Source organism: Lysinibacillus sp. CD3-6, assembly GCF_006351725.2.
Lineage (GTDB): Bacteria > Bacillota > Bacilli > Bacillales_A > Planococcaceae > Lysinibacillus.
Genome location: NZ_CP085880.1, coordinates 855,042 through 871,098, shown reverse-complemented (window position 1 = coordinate 871,098; position 16,057 = coordinate 855,042). Strand labels below are relative to the sequence as shown.

General features: G+C 37.1%; 16 protein-coding genes. 4 read left to right on the top strand and 12 right to left on the bottom strand.

What is annotated here, in order from left to right; all coding sequences use genetic code 11:
• Position 1: 1 nt before the first annotated feature.
• The 6 genes from FH508_RS03940 to FH508_RS03915 all read right to left on the bottom strand — a co-directional run bounded on the left by FH508_RS03940 (position 2) and on the right by FH508_RS03915 (position 4,245).
• Entirely contained in the window at positions 2-238 is a 237-nt protein-coding gene (locus FH508_RS03940) for a hypothetical protein (protein WP_173478017.1), read from the bottom strand.
• A gap of 1 nt (position 239) precedes the next feature.
• Positions 240-2,267: an AAA family ATPase gene (locus FH508_RS03935; protein WP_173478018.1), complete on the bottom strand. Its 2,028-nt coding sequence runs from the start codon at positions 2,265-2,267 to the stop codon at positions 240-242.
• A 336-nt stretch (positions 2,268-2,603) separates the two neighbouring features.
• Positions 2,604-2,858 carry a hypothetical protein gene (locus tag FH508_RS03930; RefSeq protein WP_173478019.1) on the bottom strand — a complete coding sequence of 85 codons (255 nt, stop codon included), beginning with the start codon at positions 2,856-2,858 and terminating at the stop codon, positions 2,604-2,606.
• Complete coding sequence (locus tag FH508_RS03925) at positions 2,846-3,121, bottom strand: helix-turn-helix domain-containing protein (RefSeq protein WP_173478020.1); 276 nt, start codon at positions 3,119-3,121, stop codon at positions 2,846-2,848. Before FH508_RS03925 ends, FH508_RS03930 begins: the two co-directional genes overlap by 13 nt.
• Positions 3,122-3,273: 152 nt before the next feature.
• Positions 3,274-3,543: a group-specific protein gene (locus tag FH508_RS03920; RefSeq protein ID WP_173478021.1), complete on the bottom strand. Its 270-nt coding sequence runs from the start codon at positions 3,541-3,543 to the stop codon at positions 3,274-3,276.
• A gap of 33 nt (positions 3,544-3,576) precedes the next feature.
• Positions 3,577-4,245 (bottom strand): Rha family transcriptional regulator, encoded by a 669-nt coding sequence (locus FH508_RS03915; RefSeq protein WP_173478022.1) that lies wholly within the window; start codon positions 4,243-4,245, stop codon positions 3,577-3,579.
• A gap of 73 nt (positions 4,246-4,318) precedes the next feature.
• On the opposite strand from FH508_RS03915, the gene FH508_RS03910 reads away from it, so the two are divergent.
• Positions 4,319-4,486: a YjzC family protein gene (locus FH508_RS03910; protein ID WP_173478023.1), complete on the top strand. Its 168-nt coding sequence runs from the start codon at positions 4,319-4,321 to the stop codon at positions 4,484-4,486.
• A gap of 203 nt (positions 4,487-4,689) precedes the next feature.
• Here FH508_RS03910 and FH508_RS03905 read toward each other — a convergent pair whose 3' ends face one another.
• Positions 4,690-4,911, bottom strand: coding sequence for a helix-turn-helix domain-containing protein (locus FH508_RS03905; protein ID WP_173478024.1), 222 nt, complete (start codon positions 4,909-4,911; stop codon positions 4,690-4,692).
• Between the two features lie 158 nt (positions 4,912-5,069).
• On the opposite strand from FH508_RS03905, the gene FH508_RS03900 reads away from it, so the two are divergent.
• Genes FH508_RS03900 through FH508_RS03890 form a run of 3 tightly spaced genes read left to right on the top strand, consistent with a single transcriptional unit; the run spans position 5,070 to position 7,154 of the window.
• The gene (locus tag FH508_RS03900; protein ID WP_228134377.1) at positions 5,070-5,537 is read left to right on the top strand and encodes a helix-turn-helix domain-containing protein; all 468 of its coding nucleotides are present in this window, start codon (positions 5,070-5,072) and stop codon (positions 5,535-5,537) included.
• A gap of 25 nt (positions 5,538-5,562) precedes the next feature.
• Positions 5,563-6,003, top strand: a complete 441-nt coding sequence (locus FH508_RS03895; RefSeq protein WP_173478026.1) for an ImmA/IrrE family metallo-endopeptidase — start codon at positions 5,563-5,565, stop codon at positions 6,001-6,003.
• Between the two features lie 44 nt (positions 6,004-6,047).
• A complete protein-coding gene (locus tag FH508_RS03890) occupies positions 6,048-7,154 on the top strand; it encodes a tyrosine-type recombinase/integrase (RefSeq protein ID WP_173478027.1) in 1,107 nt (368 codons plus the stop codon).
• 75 nt (positions 7,155-7,229) lie between these two features.
• Here the strand turns inward: FH508_RS03890 and FH508_RS03885 are convergent, their stop codons facing one another.
• The 5 genes from FH508_RS03885 to FH508_RS03865 form a co-directional block, all read right to left on the bottom strand.
• Complete coding sequence (locus FH508_RS03885; protein ID WP_305068706.1) at positions 7,230-8,585, bottom strand: TrkH family potassium uptake protein; 1,356 nt, start codon at positions 8,583-8,585, stop codon at positions 7,230-7,232.
• A gap of 260 nt (positions 8,586-8,845) precedes the next feature.
• Entirely contained in the window at positions 8,846-9,610 is a 765-nt protein-coding gene (locus FH508_RS03880; protein WP_173478029.1) for a TerC family protein, read from the bottom strand.
• A 333-nt stretch (positions 9,611-9,943) separates the two neighbouring features.
• Positions 9,944-11,029: an SDR family oxidoreductase gene (locus FH508_RS03875; RefSeq protein WP_173478030.1), complete on the bottom strand. Its 1,086-nt coding sequence runs from the start codon at positions 11,027-11,029 to the stop codon at positions 9,944-9,946.
• Positions 11,030-11,049: 20 nt separating this feature from the next.
• The gene (locus FH508_RS03870) at positions 11,050-14,103 is read right to left on the bottom strand and encodes an efflux RND transporter permease subunit (protein WP_173478031.1); all 3,054 of its coding nucleotides are present in this window, start codon (positions 14,101-14,103) and stop codon (positions 11,050-11,052) included.
• Between the two features lie 369 nt (positions 14,104-14,472).
• Positions 14,473-16,050: a peptide chain release factor 3 gene (locus FH508_RS03865; protein ID WP_173478032.1), complete on the bottom strand. Its 1,578-nt coding sequence runs from the start codon at positions 16,048-16,050 to the stop codon at positions 14,473-14,475.
• Between the last annotated feature and the right edge of the window lie 7 nt (positions 16,051-16,057).

The following is a 16,057-nucleotide window of genomic DNA, read 5'->3' as shown; positions in this document are numbered from 1 at the left end:
GTTACATTGCCTCCAATACTTTAAGTTTTAACGCTTCTTTATCAAAAGAATCGAAGCTTTCCATGTGTAAAAAAATTACTTTACCTTGGCAATTAACTAAAGTAAGATTTTCACCGTCTACTGACTTCACAAGGAAAACACGGTCATATTCTTCACCATCTACATCGTGGCCTTTAATGTGTACTGCCTTACCTGCCAGTTTTGAATTAAAAACGGTCGTTTGTTCATATAATTCCATGTTAAATTGCCTCCTTATATTCGATTGGTTCTAATTCAACTCGTAACTGCTTGTCCTTTTCAGAAACCACTAAGCTAATAAGTTGAGTTTCCACATCTATAAACTTGGTTACAGCCTCGGCATTGTCTACGAAAATAGGTGCTAGGATGCCATAATGAGCTGATAGTGTATTGATGATGTCTAAGCCGACATTGATTTTCGCTGCATTGTTAAGGCCAGTGCCGTAAGGTACGCCCTTAAATGTCGTTTCACATACTTCGTTTAATCCACCATTTACTTGTGTATCAAATAGCTTGAATCGTGCGTATTTGAACTTGCTGTTAATACGTTCAGTGAGCATGTTTACTTTTGTTCGGATAAATTCTTCGATAAGGAATGTAGTTTGCTCTAGTTTTTCGTACTCTTGAGCAAGTTTCACCTGTTGATCTTCCAGCTCAATGATTCGCTCTTTACTCGCTTCAATGTTTGCATGTTGAGCGATTTCGGAATTTAAGTTGCCGATAATATCACGCTCGCCCCGGATTTCTTGGTCAATACCAGCAATCGCTTCATTTGCATGCTCATTAAGCTGTTGAATTTCAGCTTGCAGCGCCTGTTTTTGTGCCACAATTGCTTGGTAAGTATCTGTTGTTGTAACGTCTGGAACAGATGCTTGTGCTTGCTGTAATTTTTCATTAAACTTTGCAAGCTCTTTTTCTGCTGCGGCTAATTTTTCGTTTAGCTCCTTAGATTTAGGGATTAGAACAGAATTGAGCTTCTCGTTCTTTGTTTGAATTTGCGTTTGAATTTGAGTATTCTCATCCGCGAATACTGGCCCCTCTGCTTTAATTTCCGCCTTACGCTTAGAAATGCGCTCATTAAACTGTGCTAAAGCCTCTGCTCGAACAGCCTCAACTTGTTCTGTTGGCAATGCCTGTTTACAAGTAGGGCATTCGCATTCATCCGAATACTCAAAAGTCCATGCATTTAATGAAGCAAATTCCTCTCGTAACTTCTGCATAAACGCTTCATTTTGCGTAATACGACCAGTAAACGCTTGAATGTCACGATTGATTGATTGCTTTTCAACCTCATTCATGCGAATTTCAGATTGGATAATTTGCACATTACCTTGCGCTTCCTGCAAACGTACTTGAAGCTTATGAACTTCTTGCAAACTATCAGCTTCAAACGAGCGTTTAAGGTCATTCAGCTTCATTTCTAACTCTTGCAACTGGCGTTGTTTATCAAGTACTGATGCACCATTTTTCACACGGATTTTTTGTTGCTGCAGTTCATCCATCTCTGCTTCTATTTGCTCCACTTGTTGACGCATTTTTTCAATGTCTACAGTCGTTTCTGGCATCATTTTATTGATTTCATCAATGCGTACTGGAATCTTTTCAAGCTCGTCATTGATATGTTTCTTTTGGCTAGTAATGATTTTTTTCATATCATTCATTGTCTTGCCGTTAAGAAGGTCATTTAGTTTAGCCAGCGATTTATTCGAAGCAATCACATCTTCATCCGAAATATCACCACAGATTTCAATAAGTAAGGCACGACGATCTTGCCATTTCATTTGTTCATTAAAGTACGTTGGTGATGTTAAAAGCTTGAACACTTCTTCATCTACAATCTCAGCAACTTTGGACGTATAGTCTTTTTTAGACATCGGTACATCATCTACAAAGTGAAAAGCCTTATGACCAGTAAACTCCTTTTTGACTCCGCCCTTTTTTTGAATCCAAATCTCTTTGTAAATTTTCTTTAAAGTAACTTGCACCCCATCGATTAAGAATGAGCCTTCAACCGTATGCTCCAAGTTGTGGCATTCGGTTCCGTCACCGTTTAAAGTCTTAATAGCAAAATCCTTTTTGTTGTTGCTATCCTTATCGAATAAAAGCCATAAGAACGCATCAAATGTTGTAGTTTTACCTGCCTCGTTGTCACCAAAAATCTCCGCGTTGCCACCGTCTAATTGAATATCTAGTGATTTAATGCCCTTGAAATCACGTAATTTTAAAACTACCAGCTCAATTTTCTTCATCTTTTTTGCCCTCCTGTGGTATGATGATGTAAATTATTTGTTTTTGAAGCCACTGTTGTCGCAGTGGTTTTTTTGATGGCTTTTCCCATCAAGCAACTTGTAAATTCCTTAGAGGAAACGGCTAACCAACCATTTACAAGCTGCTTGACGGAAGCGAGTTTCGACTCGCAAACGTCTGATTTTGTGTTATAATAAACTTGTATAAGTTGTCGCTGTTTAATCTCTCGCTAAGATTAAGCAGCTTTTTTATTGCCATTTAACTTTTCTAATACTTTCTTGTCACAAAAGAAATGTACATATATTAACCTCTGCTTTAACGACATGTGTCTCCACGCTCTAGGCTTGATGCGCATATCTCTTCACCACCTGTACAAGTATTCCTTGCTGGTTTAAAACATCTACTGTTGCCCACAATTCCTTTTTTCTATGAAGTTTCTCTAGTTGGTTCAATGAATTATGTAGGTCATGTTCTCGTTGTTTGGCTAAGTTGGTTTGACCCTTACGAGCAAGCATTTTGATTTCAGTTGTTAAATCATCGATACAAATTAGCTCTCTATTAATCTGTTGATTCAGTTTTTCTAAAGCATCCAATTGAATAATCCTCCAATAAACATAGGTACTGTTTGTAAAAATTGAAGTGCTGCATCCGTGCTAAACAATGTAGCTACAACAACATCTTGTGAATTAGTGACTGCTGCTGCCCTAGCTAAAAACTTAGCCTCACAAGCAATCAAATTTTGTTCTATACGACTAATCGTTGATTGTGTCGTGTGCATCAAATCTGCAAATGCCTCTTGTGAAAGCTTGGCTTTCTTACGACACTTTTTTATTAACGTCCCAATGTCAAAGTCCATATTTATCCATCCTTTTTATGCAGAATTTGCATATTATGCAACCGTTGCATGGTCTCTTTGTTAAGTTAGCTTTATTATTGAGATAAGAGGTAGATTTGCCCCTACCTCTTACTAGATTGGTAGTTTGACGAGGCCATTTGCCCTGGCCTCTCCTATGCTCTTGGTTGTTGTTTCAACCATTTTGTTAAAAACTCACTAGCTTCTTTGGCTGGAATTAACCATTTAGTACCGACTTTATGTCTTGGGAAATCCGGCAAAAAGAAGAATGTTTCTAAAACAAAACTGCGTGACATGCAAGTTTTTTCACATAAAGTTTTTAAATCCCAAAAAACAAATTCTGATTCAATGGTTTGTAATTTAGCTTTTATCTCGTTTCGTGCAATATCTAGCACTTGTTGTTCGTCTATTTGGACTTGAATCATGTATCACACCTCCAGTTTGTTAATTTGAGAAGTTCAAGAAACTTTTCTAGGAACCCAACAGCGAATGTAATTCAAAACTGTTTGTAATTCTTGACGACGAACATCTTTATAGCTTGGTACAGCAAAACGATCTTTAATTTCACGATGCAATTCACGGAATAGTTTTGGGCGGATTGTTGAGTCATTTTCAATTTCATAGACCTTTATGGCAACTTCCTTTTGAACAGCCCGTTGTTCTCCTGAAGTTAAAGTAATTTGCTCTTCAACTTTTTCATTAATCATCGAAAGTTCTTTACGTATTTCGTGTTGTTCTAATTTTATTGCTTGAGTATCTTCGACCAAATCAGCTGTTGTACGCAGTACCGTTACTAGTGCTTGGTCTTTGGAAAGTGGAACTACTTTTTGAGGTACTTGTTCCATTTCGTTAAAACGTTCGATGTATTTCACTGAAAACGCTGTTCCATCTGCGCCTGTCATTCGATTTCCGTACAGTTCGCAACCTTGCTTTGTTAATAAGAAACATGGACGTTGTTGTCCGTTTCCACCTTTGTACGATGATTCAATAAAATAATTAACGGACTGAATTTTCAGCTCGTCTAAATGAGCGATAATCCCTCGAATATCTTGCAAAACATTTTTATGATCACGTCCGACCATTTCAGCAACTTCTGTACTTGGGATATTTCTTGTTAATTGATTCATGATAAAACCTCCTATTTTGTTAAAGGTTTCCTCCATCTTCTGTCGAATAATGACAGTGAGAGGAGGTGTTAAAATGTCTAATTTAAAGAAACCAGGTCAGGATAACCAACCACCCGGAACTTACAAAGAAGTTGGCCCACGCGGTGGACAAATTTCTAAACCAAGGGTTGTGAAAATTGATCAAGGAGACCGTTTGCCTCCAACACAAGAGCCTGGACGTAAATGGGAAAAACAAAAGTAACTTTTCGAAGTCGTTGTTGGCGCAACGGCTTCTAAAGACTTATTCTTTTCTTAGAAAAGCACCAGCACCATTTGAAGAAGTCGATTTGTAACCACGATTCTGCATATCGTTTGCCTGACTCTTCGTATTTTGTAATGTAATGATGAATCACATTAACACCACCTTTCGAGTTATATACATGCCAACAGTTAATCTGTGAATAGTTAGGCAGTTTTATTCTTAGAAACTAAGAAATTATCTTTAAAAAAATTTAGCTCGACATTTAAACCAATGCAAATTTGTTCGTACTCATCCGCCGATAAAATTGAATCTCCATTAATAATTCTGTAAAACCTTTTTAATTCAATGGACGATTTATCAGCAACATAATTCATTTTCAAACCGTTGCTTTCTAAATACCGACGAATTCTTTCGTGTACTTTCATAAGAATCACCTCTTTTCTTAATATCTAAGAATTCGTTAAGTTAACTATAATTCTTAATTTCTAAGAAGTCAATAAAAATTCTAAGTTTTTAAGAAAAATATTCTTTATTTTTGAGATTATGATTAAATGTTCTTAAACTTAAAGAAAAAGGTGGTGTTATGATGACTACATTAGGTGACCGACTTAGGATGGCTCGTCAGAAGAGTGGATTAAAACAAACACAAGTAAAAGAAAGAACTAACATTAATAATAAAACACTTAGTGGTTATGAAAATAACGTTAGTGAACCAGACATGAACACATTAGCTACCCTTACCGAATTATATGACGTTTCTTATAAATGGCTTTTAACTGGTGAAGGAGATATGAACATACCTAGCCGAATTGAGAAAAAGAAGTCTTCTCTTACCGAAAAAGACGAGCGTGATATCGGCAAACGAATGGCAAAAATAAAAAAAGATTTATTAGAGGGAAGTAGTAATGATAACAATGATGCATTAAGTTTCATGGGCGAGCCGATGAGTGAAGAAGCGATTGAATCTCTTTTAGAAGCCTTAGAGCATGCTGAAAGATTAGCCACACTTGCTAATAAAAAGTTTATCCCTAAAAAATATAGAAATGATTAACCATTACCATTGAGGGGTGACAAGCATGTGGATAAAGAAAATCGTCCAAGACTTGATCAATACATATCAGACAAATGATATTGCTGTAATTACTCAACATATGAATGTTCAAATAATTGAGTATGATTTAGACAATGAAATTCATGGTTTCTACCGATATGTTAGAAGAAATAAATACATTTTTATAAATTCAAATCTTGCTGAACACAAAAAAGAATTTGTCTGTGTTCACGAACTAGGGCATGTAGTCTTACACCCTGACGTAAACACACCTTTTATGAGAAGTAACACTTATTTCTCTATAGATAAGATAGAGCATCAAGCGAATATATTTGCGGTTGAATTATTAATACCTGACGAGCTTGCAAGAAAATATATATCAGAACGAATGACGATATACGAAATAGCTGCCTTACACCATGTTCCAGTTGAATTAGTGGAATTAAAATTTAAGGGGCTATTTTAATACATAAAAAAAGAACATACATTCTATTTAAAGGAGGTAATATAATGGCTTACTTTCGTAAACGTGGCGACCATTGGGAATACCGAATAAAATACAACGATGCTGGTAAGCAAAAAGAAATATCAAAGGGTGGTTTTAGAACTAAAGCCGAGGCACGCACTGCAGCAGTTTTAATTGAAGAAAAACTTGTTGTAGGTGGAATCGAAAAATTAAGAAAAGGTGAGATGCTTTTTGAGGATTGGTTAGAAATACATAACAAAATGCATAACCAACATCGAAGAGAGTCCAGCAATATATCAGCTAGAAACGGACAACTTAAATTGCTTGATAGATTTAAAGGACATAAATTAAATAAGTTAAAGCGTGCAGACTATCAACTATTTATAAACGAGTTGTTATTTGAACATGATTATGCAAAAAACACTGTAGACCGCATCCACGGTGAAATGATGGGAATTATAAATAGCGCAGTTGAACATGATGAATTAGAGAAAAATTTATTAAGAGGTATACAAATTACTAAAGACGATGAAGAAGAAAAAACAATGTTCTTGAACAAATTTGAAGTAAAAAAACTATTGAATGCAATCGAAACTGAAGATATTTACAAACGTGTTATGGTCATAACTTTACTTCATACAGGGCTGCGTAGTGGTGAGCTCCTAGGGTTATTTTGGTCTGATATAGATTTTGTAAATAAAACACTTACAGTTGATCGGCAACGCACTAGAACTGGTTTAGGACCTCCAAAATCAAAATCTAGCCTTCGTACAATAAGTATTGAAGATGATTTGATTAATGAATTGCAATTATATAAATCGTGGCAAGAAGAGAATGAAAAGATAAAACAAGATTACTTTTTATCTGAATATGTATTTGTTGATGAGAATGGAAAAATCTTTTATCAAACAAAGCCACAAGACATGATGCAAAATTTACTTAGGTATGCCAAATTAGAACCTAGAAAATCTACACACTTACTCCGTCATACACACGCAGTAATGATGTTAGAAGCTGGAGTAGATATCAAAACAGTAAGCACAAGATTAGGACACAAAAATATAGACATTACGGCAAACACTTATTTACACATTACCCCTGAGCACGAAAGAAGTGCACTTAAAAAATTCGAAGAATACCTCAAAAATTGACCTTCAGGGGGCAAAAAGGGGGCAAATCATAATTTCGCCCCCATTAAACCCTTATATCTCTATACTTCCAGAAGTTTACCCGATAATCACTCGTTCTTTCGGGTAATGGTATTTGGATTTTTTACCTCTTCCGCCTCCACCAAGTGAATACAGGAAGGAAATTAAACCTACTCGCCCTATGAACATTAAAATAATAATGATGATTTTACCTACAACCGATAAATCGGAGGTAATTCCTAAAGACATACCGCATGTTCCGAACGCAGATGTAATTTCAAAAATGATTTGTATAAGCGTCGCATGTGGCTCTGTAATAAGTAAAATGATTGTCGCAATTAGCACCATAAAACAAGCTACTAAAATAACGACAAATGCTCGGAAGACATCAATTAAATGGATTTCACGCCCAAATATTTGAATATCCTCTCTTCCACGTGCAAATGTGATTAAAAATAATATCGCGATAGCGAAAGTCGTCGTCCGTATACCGCCTCCAACTGAGCTTGGAGATGAACCAATGAACATTAAAAAACTCATAAAAATATCTGTCGCCTCACTGAAGGATGTTACATCATATGTTGTAAGTCCCGCAGAACGTGTAGATACGGAATGGAACATTGCGGAAAAGATCGCTTCATGCCAAGGCATTCCTTTAAATGAATGGAATGACTCAAGCAGTAAAATAACGAGCGCCCCTACTACAAATAAAATGGCATAAGTCGTTGTCGTTATTTTTGTAAATAAGCTAAATCGGAAATTGGCATGTCGATTAAGTAAAAATGTTTTTATCTCGACGAGCACTGGGAAGCCAATTGCGCCTAACACAATCAATACCATGGTGATTAGTTGGACGAAATAATCATTATGAAATGGCAGTAAACTCATTCCTGTAATATCAAAGCCTCCGTTAGTGGTAGCTGATATAGAAGCAAAGACACCATGAATTAGAGCTTGTTCAAATGTATCGAAATAATTCGTAAAATGTGCAGTTAAAATAATAGCTCCTGCTAATTCTATACCGATTAAGATTTTCAAAATTTCTCGAATCAATTGGACAACGCCTGATAAATTATACTGATTATGATCAATCATAATTAGTTGACGTTCACGCATGCCGATTTTTTTTCCTACAAGCAACCATACAAAGGTTCCCAGCGACATTATACCAATCGCGCCGAGCTGTAAAATAACAAGTACCATGACGAGCCCAAATGTTGTATAGGTCTCTGAAATATTAAACGTTGTTAAGCCAGTAACACTAACAGCACTTACGGCAGTAAATAAGCTATCTAATAATGATACCTTTACACCCGTTTGATGAACGCCAGGCAGTCGTAACAATAGGAAGGATATTGCTATTGCTATGAAATAATAAGAAACTAGTGCCTGAAACGGTGTAATTAATTTATTTGATGATTTTTTCCAAGGCACCTCATCAACTCCTTCCATTCATGATGCCAAGATAGATATTAGTATAGAAAAAAACTATAAAAAAAGAAAGAGGCTGTTCTACACAGTATAAAATGAGCAACCTCGAGCTATTTATTCGATATAAAACAAAAATCCGCATTGAGACTTTCGCAGAAAAAGCAAGCACACAAAATCATGCTAGTGGAAGCAAGTAATGCGGCTCTGCCTTGCCCGCAGAAAGCAACGCGGATTTAAAATATATTTATAAAAAATATAAACGGCTATTTTGTTTGTTTTTTATTACGTACTCCTACTAAATAACCGACAAATGCAATGCCTATTAACACAATCCAAAACGTTAATTCCCAGCCTGTTGAATGAGGGAATTCTGTAGGTAATATGCCCACTTTTTCATGTGCTAATGTTAAAACAACAAGTTTTACCCCAACCCATCCAACAATTAAAAAGGCTGCTGTTTCAAGTGAAGGATAGTCGTTTAAAACTTTCACAAACCATTGTGCAGCAAAACGCATCATGATGACGCCTATAAAGCCACCTAATAGCATAATAATAAATTGTCCACCATTAATGCCACCAATATCAAAATTACCTAAGTGTGGAAGCGTCACAGCAATAGCAACTGCAGCAAGCATTGAGTCAATTGCAAATGCTATATCGGCAAGCTCAACTTTTAAGACAGTCATCCAGAAGCCAGAACCCTTTTTCACAGCCGCCTCATCATTTTCTTCTTCTTCATCTTTACCTTTTCTTAAGTCATAAATATTTTTCGCTGACATAAACAATAGGTAGGCAGCTCCAACCGCCTGAATTTGCCAGTAGTTAACTAATACTGTAATAACAAAGAGCGCAGAGAATCGGAATATTAATGCTCCAAATAATCCGTAAAAAAGTGCCTTTTTTTGTAGGTCATGCGGTAAGTGTTTAACCATAACAGCCATTACAACTGCGTTGTCTGCTGCTAGTAATCCTTCTAATACGACGAGTACAATCAGTACCCAGCCATATTGTAATAATATTGCTTCCATCCTCTGTTCCTCCTTTAAACTCTGTATACCCAAAATTGCGGTCATTTACTAGTCAAATGCAAAAGAAAAAACCCCTGCCTGAAAGAAGGCAAAGGTCTTGCTAAGCAAATTTGGATTTGTTACTTCTCTCATTACAAGTCTCAGCTTTGCACCTATTGCAAAGTAACAACATTTGCTATCACACCCGATGGCAAATACCATGTCTTGACGAATGTGAAATCAGATGCATCGCTCGCATCTGCTAGCTACTCCCCTTTAACAAATTGTCTAAGGATATTTCTTTTGTTCGTTTATTATAGCACTATCATTTAAAGCTGACAAAGAAATCCATCATTATTTAATTTGAATTTGGTAGTTTTTATCGTCTTTATGTGCTAGATAAAAATCCACCATCTTCGGCATTGTTTGTATAAAATCAGGACATGTAATATTTCCTTTTTGTAAAATGGCAACCGCTTCTGTTGTATCAAAGACTGCCTGCCATGTTAAATAATCTAAAGATTCTTGCTCCACGCCCAACATCTTCCGAATGAACGGTACTTTTAGCGATTGTTTTGCTAAAGACAAAGGAAAACGTCCTTTTGGATAATGATCCGTTAATAATTTTACCATTGTGCGATATACCTCTTGTACAGGATGTGGATTCGGATCTGTTAAATGTAAAGTTTTCCCTTCCGCACTTTTCTCATCCATTATATAAGTTACTGCATTGATAATATAATCTATCGGCACAACATTAATTGCCGTACTTGACACGCCTATATACGGTATAATCGGTAAACGTTTTAATTTTTCTACCATATTTAAAAAGAAATATGGCCCATCAAATTTAATCGTTTCCCCAGTCTCTGAATGCCCCCGCACAATGCCTGGACGAATTATCGTTATCGGTATCTCCGACTTTAAATCTTCTACACGATGCTCCGCCTCGTATTTTGTCTCCTCATAATAGTTTTTAAAAGCAGGAGGTCGAATCAATTCATTTTCACGTAAAACCCCTTCACGCAGTCCAGCAACATATGCTGTACTGAAATACATATACCGCTTTAAATTCGGTAGTGTTCGTACAAAATCATTTACCATTGCTGTGCCATGGACGTTAACTTTCCAAGCGATATCTCTCGGCACAGCTAAATCATAAATAGCTGCTAAATGCCAAAACACTTCAATTTGATGCTGAATTTCCTGTACGACTTGATTTGTCAGCCCTAAATTAGGTAGTGTAATGTCTCCTTCGACGATTTGTATCGAACAATGAGGGTAGTCTACTTCTATCTTGCTTTTTTCAACAGCTGCTTTTGGTAATTCCCCCGCTAGCACAATTGCGATAACTTGTTGCGTTTTATTTTTGTGAAATAGCTCACGTATTAATTGACTTGAAATGAACCCTGGAAAACCTGTAAAAAAATGAACGCCCATATCTCATTTCCCCCTTATACTTAAGGCAATCTTCTAGTTTCTTTATCCATTAAGCTATAAACAGCTGGCACTATATATAATGTCAGTAAAGTCGAAGTAATAAGCCCACCAATTACAGCGATACCCATTGGCTGGTTCATCTCCGTACCTTCGCCAATACCAAGTGCAAGTGGTAGCAAACCTAATATAGTTGTTAACGCCGTCATTAATATCGGTCGCAGTCGATCTTGAGTAGCAAGTAATATCGCATCATAGGACTTCATGCCATTCATCTTTTGCTGATTAATATAATCGACTAGCACAATACCGTTGTTCACAACAATGCCCACAAGTACCAAAATCCCAATAACAGATGTCACACCTAGTAATGTCTTTGTAGCAAACATTGCAATCGTAACACCAATAATCATAAGCGGTACCGTAAACATAATGACGAAAGGATATTTAAATGACTCAAACTGCGCTGCCATTACAATATAAACAAGCACTACAGCCAACGCTACAGCTAAAAGCATATCATCAATTGCGCTATCATAAAGCTCACGATCGCCACTAAACACCACTTGTGTTTCAGAAGGTAAATTAGCTTTTTCAAGAGCCTTATCGACCTCTTTTGAAATACCCCCTAGTGACTCCTTCGTTGTATAATCAACGAAAAATGCAACTGCAGCAGCCTGATCGGAACGTCTAATCGATACTGGCCCTTCTTGTATAGATACGTGCGCGATTTCATCGAGCTTAACAAATAGACCTGCTGGAGAACGAAGCTCCATTGCCTTTAAGGACTCAATACTTTCATTAAATGACTGACCAAAGCCTGTATACACCGATAACACAGTTCCATCATCATCAATCATTTGCGTCGTCAGTTGCCCCTTTGTCATTTGATTAACCGTTTGGGCTATTTGAGCAGGTAAAAAGCCATAATCCTTAGCTTTTTCACGATCTACTTCAATTTGAATTTCTTGGACTGTATTATCTAAATCTGTCATTACATTTGTGACAATGTTAATGCGCTTTAGTTCTTGCTGTACTTTATCAACTGACTCTTGTAAACGTTGTTCATTTGAATCAGTTAATCGGAATGTCAATGTATTAGGAGATGAACCCGACGATGTTGATACATTAAATGTGATGTCAGCTTGCTCACCTAGCTCATTGTTTAAATCCTTTTCTACCTCTTCTACAAATTCAAAAATTGAACGTTTACGATCTGCAAGTGGTACTAGCTTCACATAGATTTCCGCTCGATTTGCACTTGTTTGTCCACGTGCTTGCGACTGCTGCGTACCGCCAATTAGGCTAACATAGACATCCACATCTTGCTCTTCTTTTAAGCGCTCCTCTATTGCTGTGACAACCTGTTCCGTTTTTGTTACTGCAGCACCTCTATCAAGATCTACACTGATAGAAGCAAATCCTTCATCTGTTGCTGGTAAAAATTCCGTACCGATTCTCGATAAGCCAAACACGGATAAACCGAAGAGGATAACGGCCGATAAAATAACTAAAAAACGATGTTTTAAAACCCAAACAATAGATGCATTGTAGTGCTTATAAAATGCCGATGCCTTTCGCATTTCATTTATGTTTTGGTCTTTCATTTTTAACAGACGGCTTGCCAACATTGGTACAACGGTTAATGCGACTAATAATGAGGCAATTAAACTGAAGGAAATTGTAAGTGCAAATTCCGTAAAGATTTGCCCTATTAAACCTTCTATAAACATTACGGGAATAAACACAGCAATTGTTGTTAATGTAGATGCTGTTATTGCTAGCGCCACTTCCTTTGTGCCTTGCTTTGCTGCTTCGATTGGGTTTTTCCCAAGCCCTAGATGCCGTTCCACATTTTCAATAACAACGATTGCATTGTCAACAAGCATCCCAATGCCTAATGCCAACGCACCTAATGTCATAATATTGAGAGTGAAATGAGCAAAATACATTAATACAAATGTGACGATGACAGAATAAGGTATGGCAATGCCAATAATAATTGGACTTTTCACGCCTCGTAAAAAAACAAATAATACAAGCATTGCAAATAAGCCACCTAATAGTAATGAAGAACCTATGTTACTGATCGCTAAATTCACATAATTCCCTTGATCTACTAATACATCTGCTACTACACCTTTATATTGCTCCTGTGCTAGTAAGTCATTTAAGGATTGTTGGAACGCTTTTGATACTTCGGCAGTATTTGCCCCTGACTCTTGCAAAACGGACATTAATACAGCTGGATGGTCATTAGCACGCGTTTCGGTTAAGGATTTTTGCTCTGCACGCTCGACGGTCGCTACATCTCCTACCGTTAGTGTTTCCCCGTCTATTGGATTGACGGATACAATTAAATCCGCAATATCTTCTGGTTTTGTTAATGTACTAATAATACGTGTCGACAGCATTTGGCCATCAGCGGTCAATACTGGTTCTCCAGGCAGTGACACATTATTCGTTTGAATGATTTGAATAATATCAGCTTGGGTTAAGCCTTTGGCAATTAATTTCGATTCATCTAATGTTACTTGTACTTCTTCTATAAGCTTGCCAGAGACATTTACACTTGCAACTCCTTCTGTACGACGGAGCTCTTTTTCCAATGAATCTGCTAAAATACGCACGTCCACCTGATCATTGTCTGCGCGTAATGAAAGCTGAATAATTGGAAACTGTGATGGGTCAAATTTTAAAAAACTTGGTTTTTGTGCATCACTCGGTAACGGTGTCATATCAATTCGCTGTAAAATGTCGAGTTGAACTTCTTCTATATCCGTTGTCCAATTAAACTCGAGCACAATTAAATTTGAACCTTCCTGTGAGGTAGATTGAAGTTTTTTTATGCCTGGCAAGGTGGCCAATGTCGCCTCTAAAGGTTTTGTTACCTTCTCATTCACTTCCGTTGAGCTCGCACCAGGATAGGAGGTAACAACAACACCTATTGGTGGATTTAATTCAGGAATTAAAGTGATTGGTATTTTTAACAATGATACGCCACCTAAAATAATGATTAGTAGCATCGACACAAGTGTAAAAACAGGCCTTTTTATCGAAAAGTTGCTAATGTTCATTTGTAAATACTCCTTTTCTTTCTCTTCTTTCCTATGATAGCCGAAAAGGGGGATTTTTTATAAATTAATACATTATGTTGAAACAATTTCATAATTCGCATTTTTATCATTTTTTTTTGAGAAATAAAATATTTCAATGGAGCGGAAGGCGGCGACTCCTGCGGGAAAAGCAAGCAAACCGAGACCCTGAACTGAGCGTAGCGAGGGAAGCGGCTCGGTGCTTGCCCGCGGAAGGCGTCCGCCTGTAGCGCAATGATGCCAGTACTCATAATGATTAAACATTTCCTTATATTGTATACATTCTACACCAATCGCTTATTTTCCTTGTAAAAAAACACGAATCGATGAAATGTCGATTCGTGTTTCTTTTTATAGAAGGCTATATAATTTAATATTTTCGTTTTTATCTGAGAACCAGCGCATAGCAAATTCATTTTCAAATAGGAAAACAAGATTGTCAAAGCGGTCTTTTACAAGCATTGAACGACTTGAAGACATTGATTCTTTTACATCTTCTTCATTTTCAATCCAACGTGCCATTTTTGAACCAATTGGCTCCATTCTTACTTCTACATTGTATTCATTTTTCATGCGGTGTTCAAATACTTCAAATTGTAATTGCCCAACTGCACCTAAAATAACTTCTTCTGTATGAAGTGTTTTGTAGTATTGAATGGCTCCCTCTTGCACCAATTGCAAAATCCCTTTATGGAATTGCTTTGATTTCATTACGTTTTTCGCCGTTACTCGCACAAATAGTTCAGGTGTGAACTGCGGTAATTTTTCAAATTGGAACGTTTTCTTGCCACCTACAACAGTATCACCAATTTGGTATGTGCCTGTATCGTACAAGCCAATTATATCTCCAGCTACCGCTTCGTCAACTGTTTCACGGTCGTCAGCTAAAAACTGTGTAGACTGTGTCACTTTAAACGATTTTCCTGTACGAGATAGCGTCATATTCATACCGCGCTCAAATTTACCAGATACAATTCGTACAAAGGCAATACGGTCACGGTGTGCAGGGTTCATATTCGCTTGAATTTTGAAAATAAAGCCAGAAAACTCTGGATGCTCAACAGGGTCAATGAACTGCTCATCTTCTGTAATACGAGGCTGAGGTGTTGGAGCAAATTGTAAATAAGTTTCAAGGAATGTTTGTACCCCAAAGTTTGTTAAGGCAGAACCGAAGAACACAGGTGTTAATTCACCACGACGAATTTTTTCTTCTGAATAAGCATTACCTGCCTCATTTAGTAGCATAATGTCATCCATCGCTTGTGAGTAATAGGAAGTGACTTTCATCGGATTATCAACTGCTAACTCACCGTTCTCATCGATTGGTAGGAAACGTTCTCCCTCTTCAGTACGGAATTGCTCAATACGTTTGTTATAACGGTCATAAATACCTAGGAATTCTTTCCCCATACCAATTGGCCAGTTCATTGGGTAGGCTTGAATACCAAGCACTTCTTCAAGCTCTTCGATTAGCTCAAGAGGCTCTTTCCCTTGACGGTCCAATTTATTGATAAATGTAAAAATCGGAATACCGCGCATTTTACAAACTTTGAATAGTTTTAATGTTTGTGCCTCAATCCCTTTAGCAGCATCTACAACCATGACAGCACTGTCTACTGCCATTAATGTACGATACGTATCCTCAGAGAAATCTTGGTGTCCTGGTGTATCCAAAATATTAACGCGTGAACCACTATAATCAAACTGCATAACAGAAGATGTTACCGAAATACCACGTTGTTTTTCAATTTCCATCCAGTCTGATGTAGCAAATTTCCCTGATTTCTTACCTTTTACTGTACCTGCATCACGAATCGCTCCGCCAAAAAGTAAAAGCTTTTCTGTAATCGTCGTTTTCCCAGCATCCGGGTGACTAATAATAGCGAACGTACGTCTTGCTAATATATCTTTTTCTAAATTTGAAGTCATCTCTTCA